This window comes from Pseudodesulfovibrio karagichevae (genome assembly GCF_041414475.1).
Taxonomy (GTDB): Bacteria; Desulfobacterota; Desulfovibrionia; order Desulfovibrionales; family Desulfovibrionaceae; genus Pseudodesulfovibrio; species Pseudodesulfovibrio karagichevae.
Genome location: NZ_JBGLYH010000002.1, coordinates 107,523 through 123,708 on the forward strand (window position 1 = coordinate 107,523; position 16,186 = coordinate 123,708).

Genomic DNA, 16,186 nt, shown 5'->3' on the forward strand with positions numbered 1-16,186 from the left:
CGGCTCCGCCAGAATCTGACGGAGCCGGTTGTGGTTATTGAAGGTTGAGCGTTATTGCCCCGCGCCGATGGCTGCTGGCAGCCACGTGCTGAGGAAGGGGCAATAGACGACGATGATGATGCTGATGGTCAGGACGAGCAGGTACGGCAGCACCGCTATCGAGATCCGTTCCACCGACAGGTTCGCGATGCGCGAGGCCACGAAGAGGTTCACGCCCAATGGCGGCGTAAGCATGGCGACCTCGTTGGTGATGACCATGATCACGCCGAAGTGGATCGGGTCGATGCCAAGGCCGGTGACCATGGGCAACAGTACCGGGGCCAGGATGATCATGGTGGACAGGGTCTCCATGAACATGCCCAGGAAGTACAGGATGGCCACGATCATCAGCAGGACGATCGCCGGATCCTTGGAAACCCCGAGGACCATGTTGGCCAGGCGCAGCGGCGCCTGCTCGTAGGTCAGGATCTTCCCGAAGAGCGTGGATGCGCCCACGATGAACAGGACCGTACCGCAAAGCATGGCCCCTTCCAGCAGGGACAACTTGATGTGCTTCCATCTCAGGGCCTTGTTGATGACGATACCCACGAACAGCGCCCAGACAATGGCGATGACCGAGGCCTCGACAGGCGTGGCCATGCCCGAATAGATGGCCCCCAAGATGATGAACGGAGTGGCCAGGGCAAAACCGCCTTTGGAAAGGCTCTTCAAGAAGACTTTCAGGTTGAACGGCGGCTGCTCGGTATCGGTCTTGACGCCCTCCATCTTCGCCTTGACCATGGCCATGGTGGTCATGAACACTGCCACCATCAGACCGGGAACGATACCCGCGGTGAACATGGCGGTCACGGACACATTGGCCAAAATGGCGAAGATGATCATCGGGTTGCTGGGAGGCAGCAGTATACCGATGGTACCGCCCGATGACGCCGAGGCCGCTGCATAGGACGAAGTGTATCCGCTGCGCACCATGGACGGGATCATCAGGGTACCGATGGCGGCCACGGTTCCCGGTCCCGAGCCCGAGATGGCGGCAAAGAAGGTGCAGGCCATGATGGTGGTGATGCCGAGGCCGCCGGGCAGGCGTCCCACGAGTTGCTTGACCACGTCGATGATCTGCTTGGTGATGTTGCCGTGCTCCATGAGCGTACCGGCTATGACGAAGCAGGGAATGGCCAGCAGCGGGAACAGGTTCACTCCGTCGAACAGCGAGTTGTGGATGATGGACAGCGGAAGATAGCCGCAGGTTCCAATGGCGATGGCGGCTGAAATGATCAACGACATGAAAATGGGCATGCCGATGAAGAAACAGACGATCAGGGTCACGATGGTTATGGCGAGGGTGGACACTATGCTTCCCCTCCGCCGATTTGGGCAAGGCCCATCAGTTCATGATTCCTGATGAGATGCCAGTATTTCATGATCAGCCTCAGGTTCATCAGCAGGAAGCTGGCCGGGAGCATGGCCTCGACATAGCCTTTGACGATGCCCAGGGTCGGTGAGATCTCGGGGAATTCAAAGGCGCACTTCAGCACCTCGACAGACTGGTAGGCGATGAAGAAGTTGGCAATGATCCAGAGCGTATCCGTGAACATGAGCACGGCGACCCTGCATTTAGGCGGCAGAACCAGGAGCTGGGCCGTGATGCGCACATGCTGCGAATGCTTCACGGCCAGCACGCCACCCATGTATACGGACCAGATGAAGCTGTAGCGGGACAGCTCCTCGGTCCAGGCCAGGGACGAGCTGAAGACGAAGCGCATGAACACTTGCAGCGTGAGAGCGAACACCATGGTCGCAATCAGAATCATGCAGGCGCCTTCCTCGAAGTTTGCAAAGAATTTCTTAATTGTAGACATACTAGGATTACCGTCGCGGGAGATTATGGGCGGGCCGCAGCCCGCCCGATTGCTTTCATTTCTAGTTCTGGCCCATGATTTTCAGAGCGTTGTCGATCTTGTCCTTTCCGCCCACGGCTTCATAGTAATCCGGCCACAAGGCACGGGCCTTGCTCATCCAGACGTCCTCATCGGTGAGTTCCTCGAGGACCATGCCGTGCTTCAGGCAGTTGTCCAGAGCGGTCTTGTTCTGCTTGGCGACCCACTCCCACTCATACTGGCAGGCTTCGGTGGCGGCCTTCTTGACCAGGGCCTTGGTGTTCTCGGGGAGGCATCTGAACCACCGCTCGGACACGAGCAGGGGGCCGACCCAGAGCATGTAATGCAGATCGGTGATGTACTTCTGCACTTCCCAGAACTTCTGGTCCTGGTTGATGGAGTGCGGGTTTTCCTGGCCATCGGCCACGCCCTGCTGCAGGGCATTGAAGGTTTCGGACCAGGCCAGGGGATGCGGTTCAACGCCCCAGGACCGGAAGGAATCGAGCTGGATGCGGACCTTGGGCACGCGAATCTTGAGGCCCTGCAGGTCATCGATCTTGGTGATGCTGTGCTTGGAGTTGGTCAGCACGCGGTAACCGCCGATCAACCAGCCCAGGGGGCGGGTCTGGCTCTGAGTGGCCACGGCGTCGCCGAGTTCGGAGACGAACTGTTCATTGCCCAGAAGCGTGTAGGCGTTTTCGATCTTGGGGAAAAGGTAGGGAAGAATGGTAATGGTCGCAGCCGGGGCAAAAGGCGTCAGGTTGCCTGCGGCCAGCACCGCAACGTGCAGCTCGGCATCCCGAAGCTGTTTGACGTTGGCTTGTTCAGACCCCATGGAGCCGCCCAGGAACAGGTTTACCCGGACCTTACCGTTGGAATCCTTTTCAACTATTTCCTTGAACTTTTCCAATGCGACGGCATGAAGGCTGCCGGTGGGATTGGCTGTGGCAGCCATTATCATAGTTCCCTTGTAATCTTCCGCAAAAGCGAACGAAGAAGCTACCAACAACGCTGCGGTCATAATCAGGATCAATGTTTTTCTCATTAGAGGCTCCAGATTGACAGGTTTAGAAGTAAGCCTTCCGGCAAGAGGCTCTTTACCGCGATGCAAAGGCATCACAAATCACCAGGTCAGTCCATCGGTTATCAATTTTACCCTTAGTTTCCGAAGACATCATAAAACGGCAACCCACGGGACTGTATTAAACTCTTGTCGGCGACCGGTTCACTGCTCTGACTGTCACCCCTTCTTTGAATGGGCTCCACACCTGAATGCGAAAGGGACTTCGGTTCGGCAGGTTCCTCGACCGCACGATTTGTTCTTAATTTTGCAAGGAGGGTGCCTCTCTTGTGAAAACGAGAACAATACGCAGCCAATTGAACAACTTTTTGCGTTATATAGTAGGGATAACTAAACACTTTATGTGCACAACATCCTAAAATCCATAGACCTAGAGAAATTGATAGTTTTCAGTGATGAGATTTTTAATTTTTTGGTGTTTCACATTGGGCCGATCGGTCTATTGTGAAGTTTGGGGCAATCGAGACAAGGAAAAAAAGCTCTTGTGTTTCCGCAATGCAACAGACAGTTTTCCTGCCCCCGTATGGTCAGGCTATTATTTTGTTTTAATTGTATAAAGATACAATTGTTGCACCACGGCAACGGTTGCGCCGTGGCAACAACCAATGCGAATTTTGGCTTAACAGACTAGAAGGGGGGAGGCAAATCAACCTCACAGTGGGAGATTTTTCACATATAGACGGATGTACATCGCCGCTTCGCCACATAGGCTGCGGCCACAAAAAAAGGGACGTTTTCACGTCCCTTTGGGCAATGCGGCTGGTCTTCGGAATTCTATAATCCGAGGACCTCCCGGGCATTTTTGAACATGATTGCTTCAAGGACATCTTCAGGCAGCCCAAACCCCTTGTACATGGCGATGGCATCGCGGAAATCGGCTCCGGGATGGGCGCTGGCGAAAAGCAGCTTGTCGCCTATCAGATTGGCCGCAGCGTTGACATAGGATTCGCCACCGGGATGACGCTCATATTCGGATAACTCCATGTATACGTTCTTATTGCGTTCCGTAACCATGATCGCCTCTTCAACCCATGGGTATCCGCCATGGCTGATGATGATCTTCAATTCGGGAAAATCGCGGGCGACATAGTCGATGTACCGGGGAGCAGCATGTTCCATGACCGCGCCGGGAACCAGGGTTCCGGGGCCGGTGGACACGACAATGGGGATATTCAGCTCACAGCACTTGGCGTATATCGGATAATACTTGGCATCATTGACAAATATCTTCGCCAGATAGGGATCGATGGCCGCACCGTGCATTCCTTCTTCCTGGATTTGACGGGTCAGCTCGTAAACTCCATCCATGCCCTTGTGAGGATCGACGCCCATGAATCCAAGGAATATGTCGGGAAAAGCCTTAACGAAGGATATGACGCCACCGTTATTCGCTGCCGCATCATAGGTCATGGAGCAATCCCGGCCCGTGATAACGGCCTTTACCACATTGTGTTCCTTGATCATTTCGACAACCTCAGGAACCTCCTGGGCCACGAGGTGGGTCAAATCTATCTTGGCGAACATGCCCTTGAACATGGTGCTGTTGGTAAAGCCGTCAATGGTGGCCTGGGTGTTCGGCCGAAAGCGAAAATCGATAATCTGCACGGGTATTCTCCTTTTGTTGGTGTGCGTTCGATTGGTTCCGCCGGACTGCAAGGGCAGTGCCACGGTTCCGCCAGCAAACCGACTTCAGGCAAGCGGCATGCAATGAGATGGCCGCTCAACTCAGATCGTCGATGCCATACTCTTTTATCAGCTCGAACGGGAAGTATCCCTTTGGGGGGGGGCGGACCGAGGGGATTGTGCGCCATTGCAACAAGGCCTGCTGTGCGTCGATGCAACAACTATCGCATCTAGCTAGAATTACTTATAAAAAAATGAAGTGGTTGTCGAACTGCAACAACGCCGTAAAATTCAAAAAACGCAGGCAAAAATGCCTATTCACTTCTATACGAATGATTACAGTATGTTATGAGATTGGCACGATCGGTGCTTATGAGCAAGTGCGCTGTGAGCGCGTGGCTCCACCACCACTGTTAGCTAGTAAATATAAGAAACGTCCATTTAGGAGAACTGAAATGACCAATTTTGATTGCTGCTTGTCCCCTCAGGAGGCACGAATTGCGAACAGCGTCGACACTCGTGCCGGCCGTGAACGCATTTACGCGATTCTCGATTCCTTCCATATGACCACCCCGTTCATCGACATTGAGCGCGCCCGCTACTTCACCGAATCCATGAAAGCCACCGAGGGCCAGCCCCTGGTGCTTCGCTGGGCCAAGGCATTGCAGAACTGCGCCCAGAAGATGACCGTGTACATCACCCCCGGTTCCCTGATCGCCGGTCGCGCAGGCAAGCTCGGTCGTTACGGCATCCTGTATCCGGAAATCGACGGCGACTTCTACTCCATCCTCGGCGAGCTGGACAAGCGCGAGAAGAGCCCGTTCAAGATCACCAAGGAAGAAGTCGACATCGTCGTCAACGAGATCGCTCCCTACTGGAAGGGCAAGACCTATCACGAGCACCTGAACGGCGCCATGCCCGACGACCTGCGCGGCGTGACCTATGATGACGATATGGGCCTGAAGTCCAAGTTCGTCGTCTCCGAGACCTCTTCCTACCGTTCCGCCCTGCAGTGGGTCCACGACTACGACAAGGTCCTCAAGCGCGGCTTCAAGGACATCAAGCGCGAGGCCGAGGAACGCATGGCCGAACTCGACGCCATGAGCCCGGTCCTGATGTGGGAAAAGCGTCCCTTCTACGAGGCCATGGTCATCATCTGCGACGCCATCATGCTGTGGGCCCATCGCCACGCCGAACTGGCCCGCGAAATGGCCGCCAATGAAACCGACAATATCCGCAAGGCCGAACTGCTGGCCATGGCCGACCGCTGCGAGCGCATGCCCGCCGAGCCCGCCAAGGACTTCCGCGACGCCATCCAGTCCCAGTGGTTCGTGCAGATGTTCTCCCGCATCGAACAGAAGGCTTCGGCCATCATCTCCAACGGCCGCATGGACCAGTACCTGTTCCCCTACTACGAACAGGACATCGAGGCAGGCATCCTGACCTCGGCCCAAGCCAAGGAACTGCTCGAAATGATGTGGGTGGAGATGGCCCAGTTCATCGACCTGTACATCAACCCCACCGGCAACGAATTCAACGAAGGTTATGCCCACTGGGAAGCCGTCACCATCGGCGGCCAGACCCCGCAGGGCGAGGACGCCACCAACGAGCTGTCCTACCTGTTCCTCGAGTCCAAGCGCGAGTTTCCGCTGAACTACCCCGACCTGGCCGCCCGCATCCACTCCTGTTCCCCGGAACGGTTCCTGGCCGAAATCGCTGAGACCATCAAGGACGGCTCCGGCTTCCCGAAGCTGATCAACGATGAAGAGGTTGTCCCGCTGTACACCGCCAAGGGAGCTCCCTACGACCAGGCCATGGATTACTCCGTGTCCGGCTGCACCGAAGCCCGCATGCCCAACATCGAGACCTACACCTCCGGTTGCGTCTACATCAACTTCGCCACGGCCATGGAAATGACCATGCATAACGGCCGCATGCTCAAGTACGGCGATCAGGTCGTCGGCCTCGAGACCGGCGACGTGACCAAGATGCAGACCTGGGACGAGTTCTACGACGCCTACATCAAGCAGCACAACAATCTGCTCGTGAAGGCCTTCCGCCAGCAGTACATCGTCGACTGCCTGCGTCCCGAGCACTTCGCCACCCCGCTGGCTTCCGTCCTGCACGACCTGTGCATGAAGGAAGGCCTGGACCTGCAGAATCAGCACATCCCCGGCGGCCTGGAATACTCCTACTTCGAATTCCTGGGCTACGGCACCGTGGTCGATTGTCTGTCCGCCATCAAGAAGATCGTCTTCGAAGACAAGAAGCTGACCATGGATGAAGTGCTCAAGGCCATCTCCGCCAACTTCGAAGGCTACGAGGATGTCCGCGCCATCCTGCGTTCGGCACCCAGCTACGGCAACAACGACCCGTACGCCGACGCCATCGCCAAGGAAATCGACGCCGTCTGCCAGCGCTACGCCCAGAAGTACTCCGAAGAACGCGGCGTGAACCTGGATGTCCGTTACGTGCCCATCACTTCCCACGTACCCTTCGGCAAGGTGGTGTCCGCCCTGCCCAACGGCCGCGCAGCCTGGACCGCCCTTTCCGACGGTTCCTCCGCTTCCCACGGCGCCGACCACATGGGGCCGACCGCCGTCCTGATGTCCAACTACCACTCCAAGAACCGTGGCATGAAGAACCGTGCTTCCCGCCTGCTGAACGTCAAGCTCTCCCCGAAGGTCGTCGAGGGCGAGGCCGGCACCCAGAAGCTGGTGGACATGATCCGCACCTGGTGCGACCTGCACCTGTGGCACCTGCAGTTCAACATCATCAACAAGCAGACCTTGGTGGCGGCACAGAAGGATCCCGACAAGTACCGCAGCCTGCTCGTTCGCATCGCCGGATACTCCGCATACTTCTGCGACCTGTCCCGCGACCTGCAGAATGACATCATCAACCGTACCGAACACGAACAGATGTAGTTTGTGAAACCAAAGCGGGGGACGGCCCTTGCCCGTCCCCCGCTTTTTCTACGGAAAGACCAGCCACACCCTCAAAGGACCCAAGCAATGAGCGCCAACGAAGGCATCGTTTTCAATATCCAAAATTTTTCAGTCCACGACGGCTCCGGCATTCGCACCATCGTCTTCCTGAAGGGATGTCCCCTCCGTTGCGCATGGTGCAGCAATCCCGAATCGCAGCTTATGAAACCGCAGCTGGCCTTCAACCCGATGAAATGCCTGACCACCGAGAAATGTACCCGCTGCATCGACAACTGTCCCCAGGGGGCAATTACCCCCTCCGAGGACAAGCTCATTGCCATGGACCCGGCAAAATGCATCCAGTGCCACACCTGCGCCGAACACTGTGCGGCCAACGCGCTGAACGTCTATGGCAAGTTGAGAACCGTGAAGGAAGTCATCCGCGAGGTGGAAAAGGAAGCCGCCTTTTACGCCAGGTCCGGCGGCGGCATGACCCTGAGCGGCGGCGAAGCCATGTCCCAGCCGGGATTTTCCGTGGCCCTGCTCAAGGAAGCCAAGAGGCACCGCATCAAAACGGCCATGGAGACCTGCGCCTATGCGCACTATGACGATCTCAAGGCGGCCTGCGAGAACCTTGACGAGCTGATCATGGACATCAAGGCCATCGATGACGAGAAACACAAGAAGGGCACCGGGGTCAGCAACAAACGCATCCTCGAGAACATCCGGTGCGTGATCGACGAATTTCCCAACCTGCCCATCCTGATCCGCACCCCGGTCATCCCCGGGTTCAACGACACCGAAGTGGAAATCCGCAGTATCGTGGACTTCATTCCGGTACGGCCCAACATCACCTATGAGCTGTTGCCCTATCACCGCATGGGCCAGCCCAAATACGAATACCTCGGCATGGAGTTCCCCTACGCGGGCAAGGCCCTCGAAGAGGGCGTCATGGAAAGGCTGCGCGTCATCGAGCGGGAAGCCATCGAACGATTCAAGAAAGCACAATAACCGGTCGGCTGCGACCGCAGACGACCAGCCTCCTCCCCTAATAGACATGCCCCCGGTCATTGGACAGACCGGGGGCACGTCGGTTTCCAAGGTTCTTGCCGAAATTATTCGGCTTCGTATTTCTTGAGCTTGCGAAAGACCGTGGTCCGGTCCAGATTCAGTTCATCAGCCAGCTTGGCGATGTTGCCCACGCGTTTCATGCCGGTCTGGATAACGGCTTTCTCCACCTCCGCCAGAATCTCCTTCATGGACTTTCCGGAGACATCCAGGCCTCCGAGCCCGTCTCCGCCCGCCACGCGAATCTCGGCCGAAGGGGTAAAGGGCAGGTCCGTCACCTCGATCACGTTTTTCTTTGAGGTGACCACGCACCCGAGCACAAGATTCTCCAGCTCACGGACATTGCCGGGCCAGGAATGCTTGAGCAGGGCGTTTTCGGCCGCCTGGGAAAAGGTCACGTCGCGCCGGTACTTCTGGCAGAAAAATTTCAGGAAGACCCTGACCAGTGACAGGATGTCCGCCTTGCGTTTCCTGAGCGGCGGAATGTCGATCACCGCGACCTTGAGCCGGTAGTAGAGATCGCTGCGGAACCGGCCCGCCTCGACCTCCTTTTCCAGCTTCTTGTTGGTGGCGGCCACGATGCGCACGTTCACCTTCTGGGGGGCCGTGGCTCCTACCCGGACGATCTCACGGTCCTGCAACAGGCGCAGCAGCTTGGTCTGCATGAGCAGAGGCAGCTCGCCAATTTCATCCAGAAACAGCGTCCCACCCGAGGCGGCTTCGATGAGGCCCATCTTGCCGCCCTTGTTGCCACCGGAAAAGGTGCCGGGGGCATAACCGAACAGCTCGGTTTCAATGAGATTCTTGGGCATGCTTCCGCAATCGGCCTTGATGAACGGCCTGTCTGCATGGGGACTGAGCTTGTGCAGCCGCCGCGCGAACACATCCTTGCCCACCCCGGTCTCGCCCAGAAGCAGCACCGTTGCATCGGTTTCCGCGATAATGCTCAACTGGCCGAAGAGCTGCTTCATGGTCTTGCTCTGGACCATGGTCGGCATCTGGTCCACGGTCAGGTCCAGGCTCTGCATCTTCTGGTAGGCCTTGAGCAGTTCCTGTTGGGAAGCCAGTTGCTCGCGCAGCTCCGAGAGCTTGGTGACATCGCGGAGATAGGTGATCACCAGAGCGACATTGCCATCCTCGTCAAAGACGGGATGCCCGTCCAGGACCAGTTTCTGGCCGCTCCCCAGCTCCTGCACCTGGGTCTCAGGTTGTTTGCTGCGGAGGATGCCCGGATTCAGGACAACGTCGAACAGCCCCCGCCGGACAAGCTCATGCACGGACTTGCCCATGAGTTCGTTGCCGGGGATGCCGGTCAACTCCTCATGCCGTTTGTTCGAATACAGGATGATGCCGTCAGGATCGCTGATGGAAACAGCCTCGTCAAATGTCTCGATGATCTGAGACCAATATTTTTCAATCATAACAACCCTGATTTCTAAAGGGACGTTACAAAACGTCGCATAGACACGCTAACGTTCTTCAACAATTGGGGCCAACCTCGCACAAACCGTACACAGGGGCAAGCGGGCAATTTTCCCATATGGACTTTGGCAAAGTTATTGCTTAGCCGCGTCCATGCACGACTCCCTCTATTTCTTCCTCGCATGGTTTCTGGGCGGCCTCGTGAACAACCTCACCGGCTTTGGCGCGGCCCTGGTGGCGATACCCCTCATGGCAAATTCCGTACCACTCGAGACGGCCATTCCGGCATCCACACTGATTGTTCTGACCGTGAACCTGCAAATGGGCTGGAAATACCGCCACTACATGCATTGGCAGCGGATGGTATACCTGCTTGTCGGCGGCGTGGCGGGCACCGTGATCGGCATCCTGTTGCATACGGTGGCGGGCAACGGTGCTCTCAAATTGAGCATGGGTGTTTTCATTGCCGCCTACGCCGTCTACAGCCTCATGATGAAGCCCCACGCCCCCCGCGACCTGGGGCCGGGCTGGGGCGTGGGAGCCGGGTTTGCCTCCACGGCCCTCGGCGCGATCTTCGGGTTCAACGGACCGCCTCTGGCGCTTTATGTGTCCAAGGCGGGCTGGGCTCAGGAAGAGGCCAAGGGGCTGCTCGGGGCCTGCTTCATCATGACCGGCGCCATGATCTTCGCCGGTCAGCTCATGTCGGGCATGCATAACGCCCAGACCCTCGCCGGCTATCTGTTGGGATGCCCCGGAGCGCTTCTCGGGGGAACGCTGGGCCTTTTCCTTTCGCGGTTTCTCTCACAAAAAGCATATCAAAAAGGAGTCCTGATTCTGGTCTTCGGATCCGGCATGTACATCGTGTTATCCAGCCTCTAATCCGCCTGCCCACCCTGTAAGAACCGAGCTTCCCGTGCTTTTCCACCCTATCCGCTCAAATAAAGTTCAGTCCCTTTGGACAGACACTATGGATTACCGTCTTTTTTTCATATCATATTGAGTGACTTCAGACAGTTGCGCCTTCGCCCTGGAGGCGGACAAAAGCAATGAACTTGCCCAAACGGAAACAGCTAACTCGGCCATGATGGATGACAATGCGGTGTCTTCGGACCAGGGGGTCACCCCATCCATGCGGAACCTGCTGCTCAGCACCCCGGGCAACCTTGGCCTCACAGTGAAAGACGTCAAACGAATCATGATGACGACTCCGGGCATGCTCGCTCCGTTGAACGCAAATGACATTCAGAGGGTTGAACGCCAGACTCTGCCAGCTCCATAAGCCAGAAAACATATAACCGGCTGAAGAGGGTTTGCTTTGTTGGACCACTGAGCGACGGTTTTAAGGGGAACAGATGCACAGGCTATTTGAGTTTTGGAGTTTTGCGCGGCTTCCCCCCTCGGCCATCCCTTGAGCCGGAGTCGATTCTGCCATCCCTCTCGTCATCGCCTGTCGAAGTCACGACGCAAGCAAAGTCGTCGGGGCAAGGCCGGACCGCGAAGCGTCCGCCCGAAGGGCTTGGCCTTTCCCCGGAGGCTGCTCACGTCTCCCTCGCGGGGAAATCGGCGGGAGGTGTCGAAACGCCCCGGCCCTCTGTACCTCAATCCATGGAGAATCCCCATGAACCAAGATTCGCACAAGCTTACCGTACCCTATGGAGAGACGCCACTTTTCATCCACGGTCTGAGCGACCAGCCATTTGAGTACTCTCATATCCAGGCAGCCTGCTTGTCCTTCGCCTTGGCTGCCTTGACACAAGACCAACAAAAAAGCCCTCATTTTGAGGGCTTATGACACTTCTTGATAGGAAGTGATTCTTTAAACTGGCGGAGAGGGAGGGACACCCACCCATAAGCCCGACAACAGAACATAGGAATACACTTAACATGTTAAAATATAAGTAGATTTGCAACACATAAGATATAAAAAAATAAACCATGTTCGACTATGAAATGTCCCAATTATGTCCCAGTTGCGACGACAGGCATGCCTCAAATTCAATCCATCTTCAGAAGTTGGAATATGACGGCTAAACCGAAATCGAGTTACCTTTCCTCCAAAGAAGGCATGACGTATCCGCCATCTATGATGTCGACACCAATCCGCCAGCCCTCCCCCTTCTCCCTGAGTCGGGCATTGACCCAATCGGTTGGCACAGGGTCGATCCCTGCTTGAATAAAGATGACGTCATCCGGGAACATCGCCATATACTCACTGCGAATTTCTGTCAGAACCGAAAGCCTTCGGTCATATTCAGGGGCATTTGCCCCTCTTCCACCACAACCATATTTCCACATGTCAGTTGAACTGCCAATGCGTTGTGCTGGGCTTATGGCCCTACGACCACCACGCCCATCTGGCTGCCCAGCATTTCCACCATCGCCGCCAACTGCGATAGCATTGTCCCCAACAACCTCTGCGCTTCCTCCAGTACCTCCTTTCCCTTCACCAACACCGCCTTCTCCGCCTCTGCCACCGATTGCTACTGCATTATTACCAGTGACCTTTGCATTGCCTCCACGTCCGCCAGTGGCGACGTTGTGGAGGATTTCTTCGGTCTTGGACGGCCAGAAGGAAAGACCAACCATAAGCACTAATGACACCATCAAGATGATACCACTCACACCTGTTATGGCTTTCCAGCACCAGCTTGGCACGGGAGCTGGATCGAAGATGGCAGCGAGCAGTTTGGGGGCAGATACTGAGAGAGCTGCAAGGGCGATAGCGGTTATGACCCCGAATACCGTTAACAACTTTTCTGGTGTCATGATGTACCTCAGAGTCATCCATTATTTCGTTTTGGGGAACCGGGGAGGTGTGACCTTCTTCACTTCAGCAGCGGCAGCGGGCAGAATGTACTCTCGATAAACCATTGCTTCAATTGCAGACAACACCGTTTCTACCGTTTCCATTTTGGGTTTGAAACCACGGTGCGCAGAAGCACTCCCAACGTCGGTCAAGGTTAGGACAGTGTCTTTTTCGTCTGCACCGAGCTTTCCAGCCTTGATCATGGCCTTTACTTTGCCTTCAAAGCCTCCCGAAACGTCTCCAACCGCATGGGCCATGGTCCAGTCCAGCAGTGTTCTGGTCCCGATCATGGCAAGGATCAGATTGCCACTGTTGAGTGATGAATAAACTTCCTCGAATATCGAACGCAGCACATCATCGCTTAACGAGTATAGCCATTCTGGTGCGTCGTGTGAGCTTGGCGGTGGCCATGTTGTCACCTTGATCCCCGGAATCATGATTGTTTCACCCGTGACAGGGTCATAATCATAATCATCCCACTCAGAGAACCATAATTCGTGCCGAAAGCTTACGCCTTCACAGCCTTGGCATTGCACAATGGAGTATGTGTCCTGCCATGAAATAACGTCATCAGAGCCAGTGACTTTGAATTTGCCTCGAATGATCGAGTTTCGATCGCCACCACAGTTCTCGCAGTGACATTTAATAACGTCAGGTTCCTCTTTCTTTGGTGAGGCCATTTCAGTCTGCTCTTGTTTATGTTCAGAGGATATTTGTTCCCAGCCGTCTGGTGTCAAACTCAAGGAGTCCAAGGTTCCGTCCAAGTATCCTTGTTTCTTGACCTGACCAATCAAATTGCCAACACGACTGCCGTCCACAGCTCCAACAAATCCTGCCAGATGGTTGAGGTTGGGGAGGGGGACTGAGCCGAGGAAATCTTCACCTAGCGAATTAGCTACCCATGTTAAGAGAAGTTTGGTTTGGGACCGCACTCCCGGTAAAGGGGCAGCAAGAAGCTGATCAAGATTAGCACTTGTGACGAGTGGCCACTCAGATTCTTTTCGGGTGGATGTTCGCAATGCGTGGCTTAGTCTTGCCGCATTAAGTTTGTCGGCCTTCAACCGGCTTTCCAGCATTGTGACAGCTGTACGAGTGATCTCGTATTCTCCACACCGAGGACAATCCAATTGAATCCGTTCTCCTCGATCTCCACGTCCGTGATCAACAACATCACTCTGACAAATCGGACACTTCACTTGATTTCCTCGTGTGGTTGTTTGTTTAATCGTTTTTTATATCTTCACTCTATTCTGATGTCCACTGGCGAAATCCTTAACAGAAGTTCCAGATGGACACCCGGGTATACCCTATCTTAACACACTGAATCATATGCATTTAGCGTCAAGATAGGGTATTAAAACTTTTTTCTTGACATATTGTCAACCAAAGCCTAGGCTCTATCTTAACAAGATGCCAAACGGAGGTTGACACCATGGCAGGACAGGACATCGCCTATATCCGAGTGAGCACCCTGGAACAGAACACGGCCCGCCAACTCGACGGGATGACGTTCGACAAGACCTTTACCGACAAGGCCAGCGCCAAGAACACCAACCGCCCGGCTCTGCGTGACTGCCTGGAGTTCGTGCGCGAAGGTGATACCCTCCATATTCACTCCATAGATCGCCTCTGCCGCAATCTGCGCGATTGCCAGGAACTCCTGGACTCCCTGCTTGCCAAGGGTGTGTCGGTGCACTTCCACCGTGAGAACTTGATATTCACCGGCCAGGATGATTCCATGTCGAAGCTCATGCTCCAGATGATGGGAGCCTTTGCCGAGTTCGAGCGCAACTTACTGCGAGAACGCCAGGCCGAAGGGATAGCCAAGGCCAAGGCCGCCGGGAAGTACAAGGGCCGGAAGCGGGCGCTGGGAGCGGATCAGGTCGAAGAAATCAAGACACGCCTGGGCAAGGGTGAAAGCAAGGCTGCATTGGCCGCAGAGTTCGGCGTGAGTCGGCAAACGCTGTATGCGGCCCTGAGCCGCTGAACACCGCCGCAGAAGAAAAAGGCCTAAAATCGGGCAACCACTTCAAGACAAAACGCTCTTGATTCAAAGTGGTTGCCTCAACTTGTGGGCGCGCTGCGGGCAACCGGCGATACAACCAATGGGCAACCGAGGATAAGACCGCTGGGCCCAGATCGACCCTACTCCTGCGAAAACAAATCCTTCACCCTCACCCCAAGAACGTCCGCAATTCGCTCCAGGGTGTTGAGGGTACATTTCTCTATCAACTTCCCCCTGGCTCGATGAAGGGTGCCGGAAGAAAGGCCGGTTTCCTGGACCATTTTTCGGATTGAAATCCCTTTTTCATCCATCAACTCTTTGACTTTGCTTGTCATCACCATACGTTTCGTCCTTATGAGTTAATATATTGACACACAATCTGACAAATTGATATGAGTTAATATATTAAGTCATTGTGTGTTTAACTTAGGAGGATTCATGCAAGACGGATTAGCTACCTACAGTCTAAAACCGAGGGAAGCAGGCTGCATCCACTTAGACTCACTTTCTTGCCTGCTTAAGTATGTAAACGGCCAAGCCATTGAAGAAATGGATTCACCATTGATCGGGATCACGGAAGCCGCTTTGGCTCTTCTCGACAAAATACGAGAAGAGATTGCCGAGGAAATGGCTCCCCTCAGCGGCCTGAGCATTGTCCGCTACAATCGATCGGAAGAGAACATTCAAGCGGGCGTTGCCGACAAGTTCGTCAACTTTGAGGTCCGAGATGATGCCAATTTCCAGATCACAATGAAAAAGAGAGGCCATCAATGTTGGACACTGACTTAATCTCCGAACTGTACTCAATCCGGCAAGCTCTTCGCGCTCTCGGGGAGCATTTGGAGGAAAAGGACCAAGGCGGGGAAGCGTATACCGCCCTACTCATCAGCGAATCCATCCAGCGCATTGCCGAGAAGATGGATAACGAAGACTGGCGCGGGAAGGAGCGACACCCCCCTGACGTTCAGACAATCAACTAACAAGCAAGGCGGCCTAGGCCGCCTTTATTTATCTCCAAGAAGACGCTTGTAATAGTTGTCCACCTGTATGGCCAGGTTGCGGCGCTGGACCTCGGCCTCTTCCATAGTCTCCCAAGCATCAAATAGAATCTGTGGGTTTTCCCTTGGCAGCTCCTCATGGACGGAATCAGTTAGCAGCACAGGGAATCCCCAAAGAGGGATCTCGCTGCCATCGTCCTTCACCTCTTTTCCCATGCCGAGGAGGACTCCACCGATAATTTTAATATGGGCAATCGGCACCAAAGCACCACCAAGATTAATTAGATACTCAAGCTCAGGACAGTCTTCGTTTATACCCCATGGCTCAAATTTTGTTTCCATGACAGCCTCCTAAGGAGGCCATAGCATGAAGGACGAT

Annotated in this window: 14 protein-coding genes; 5 read left to right on the forward strand and 9 right to left on the reverse strand. The window is 55.1% G+C overall.

Annotated elements, in window-relative coordinates:
* Nucleotides 1–51 precede the first annotated feature (51 nt).
* The 4 genes from AB6M95_RS01285 to AB6M95_RS01300 form a co-directional block, all read right to left on the reverse strand.
* Nucleotides 52–1,350: a TRAP transporter large permease gene (locus tag AB6M95_RS01285; protein ID WP_371384919.1), complete on the reverse strand. Its 1,299-nt coding sequence runs from the start codon at nt 1,348–1,350 to the stop codon at nt 52–54.
* A complete protein-coding gene (locus tag AB6M95_RS01290; protein WP_371384920.1) occupies nt 1,350–1,793 on the reverse strand; it encodes a TRAP transporter small permease in 444 nt (147 codons plus the stop codon). Before AB6M95_RS01290 ends, AB6M95_RS01285 begins: the two co-directional genes overlap by 1 nt.
* A 127-nt stretch (nt 1,794–1,920) precedes the next feature.
* On the reverse strand, nt 1,921–2,832 hold the full coding sequence (locus tag AB6M95_RS01295) for a TRAP transporter substrate-binding protein (protein ID WP_371384921.1): 912 nt from the start codon (nt 2,830–2,832) through the stop codon (nt 1,921–1,923).
* A 900-nt stretch (nt 2,833–3,732) separates the two neighbouring features.
* A complete protein-coding gene (locus AB6M95_RS01300) occupies nt 3,733–4,563 on the reverse strand; it encodes an amidohydrolase family protein (protein ID WP_371384922.1) in 831 nt (276 codons plus the stop codon).
* Between the two features lie 473 nt (nt 4,564–5,036).
* On the opposite strand from AB6M95_RS01300, the gene hpsG reads away from it, so the two are divergent.
* Together hpsG and hpsH are read left to right on the forward strand one after the other, a co-directional pair.
* Nucleotides 5,037–7,508 (forward strand): (2S)-3-sulfopropanediol dehydratase, encoded by a 2,472-nt coding sequence (hpsG, locus tag AB6M95_RS01305; RefSeq protein ID WP_371384923.1) that lies wholly within the window; start codon nt 5,037–5,039, stop codon nt 7,506–7,508.
* Between the two features lie 87 nt (nt 7,509–7,595).
* Entirely contained in the window at nt 7,596–8,519 is a 924-nt protein-coding gene (gene hpsH / locus AB6M95_RS01310) for a (2S)-3-sulfopropanediol dehydratase activating enzyme (protein ID WP_371384924.1), read from the forward strand.
* 104 nt (nt 8,520–8,623) lie between these two features.
* On the opposite strand, the gene AB6M95_RS01315 is transcribed toward hpsH, so the two are convergent.
* Nucleotides 8,624–9,997 carry a sigma-54 interaction domain-containing protein gene (locus AB6M95_RS01315; protein WP_371384925.1) on the reverse strand — a complete coding sequence of 458 codons (1,374 nt, stop codon included), beginning with the start codon at nt 9,995–9,997 and terminating at the stop codon, nt 8,624–8,626.
* A 154-nt stretch (nt 9,998–10,151) separates the two neighbouring features.
* Between AB6M95_RS01315 and AB6M95_RS01320 the strand changes: the two genes are divergently transcribed.
* Entirely contained in the window at nt 10,152–10,877 is a 726-nt protein-coding gene (locus AB6M95_RS01320) for a sulfite exporter TauE/SafE family protein (RefSeq protein WP_371384926.1), read from the forward strand.
* Nucleotides 10,878–12,041: 1,164 nt separating this feature from the next.
* Here AB6M95_RS01320 and AB6M95_RS01325 read toward each other — a convergent pair.
* Together AB6M95_RS01325 and AB6M95_RS01330 are read right to left on the reverse strand one after the other, a co-directional pair.
* Nucleotides 12,042–12,782, reverse strand: a complete 741-nt coding sequence (locus AB6M95_RS01325; RefSeq protein ID WP_371384927.1) for a hypothetical protein — start codon at nt 12,780–12,782, stop codon at nt 12,042–12,044.
* Between the two features lie 3 nt (nt 12,783–12,785).
* Nucleotides 12,786–13,865 (reverse strand): DUF4145 domain-containing protein, encoded by a 1,080-nt coding sequence (locus AB6M95_RS01330; RefSeq protein ID WP_371384928.1) that lies wholly within the window; start codon nt 13,863–13,865, stop codon nt 12,786–12,788.
* Nucleotides 13,866–14,236: 371 nt separating this feature from the next.
* Here AB6M95_RS01330 and AB6M95_RS01335 point away from each other — a divergent pair, with 371 nt between their 5' ends.
* A complete protein-coding gene (locus AB6M95_RS01335; RefSeq protein ID WP_371384929.1) occupies nt 14,237–14,791 on the forward strand; it encodes a recombinase family protein in 555 nt (184 codons plus the stop codon).
* 158 nt (nt 14,792–14,949) lie between these two features.
* Here the strand turns inward: AB6M95_RS01335 and AB6M95_RS01340 are convergent, their stop codons facing one another.
* Nucleotides 14,950–15,150 carry a helix-turn-helix domain-containing protein gene (locus tag AB6M95_RS01340; RefSeq protein ID WP_371384930.1) on the reverse strand — a complete coding sequence of 67 codons (201 nt, stop codon included), beginning with the start codon at nt 15,148–15,150 and terminating at the stop codon, nt 14,950–14,952.
* Between the two features lie 97 nt (nt 15,151–15,247).
* Here AB6M95_RS01340 and AB6M95_RS01345 point away from each other — a divergent pair, with 97 nt between their 5' ends.
* Nucleotides 15,248–15,598 (forward strand): hypothetical protein, encoded by a 351-nt coding sequence (locus AB6M95_RS01345; RefSeq protein ID WP_371384931.1) that lies wholly within the window; start codon nt 15,248–15,250, stop codon nt 15,596–15,598.
* 215 nt (nt 15,599–15,813) lie between these two features.
* Here the strand turns inward: AB6M95_RS01345 and AB6M95_RS01350 are convergent, their stop codons facing one another.
* Nucleotides 15,814–16,149 (reverse strand): hypothetical protein, encoded by a 336-nt coding sequence (locus AB6M95_RS01350; protein ID WP_371384932.1) that lies wholly within the window; start codon nt 16,147–16,149, stop codon nt 15,814–15,816.
* Between the last annotated feature and the right edge of the window lie 37 nt (nt 16,150–16,186).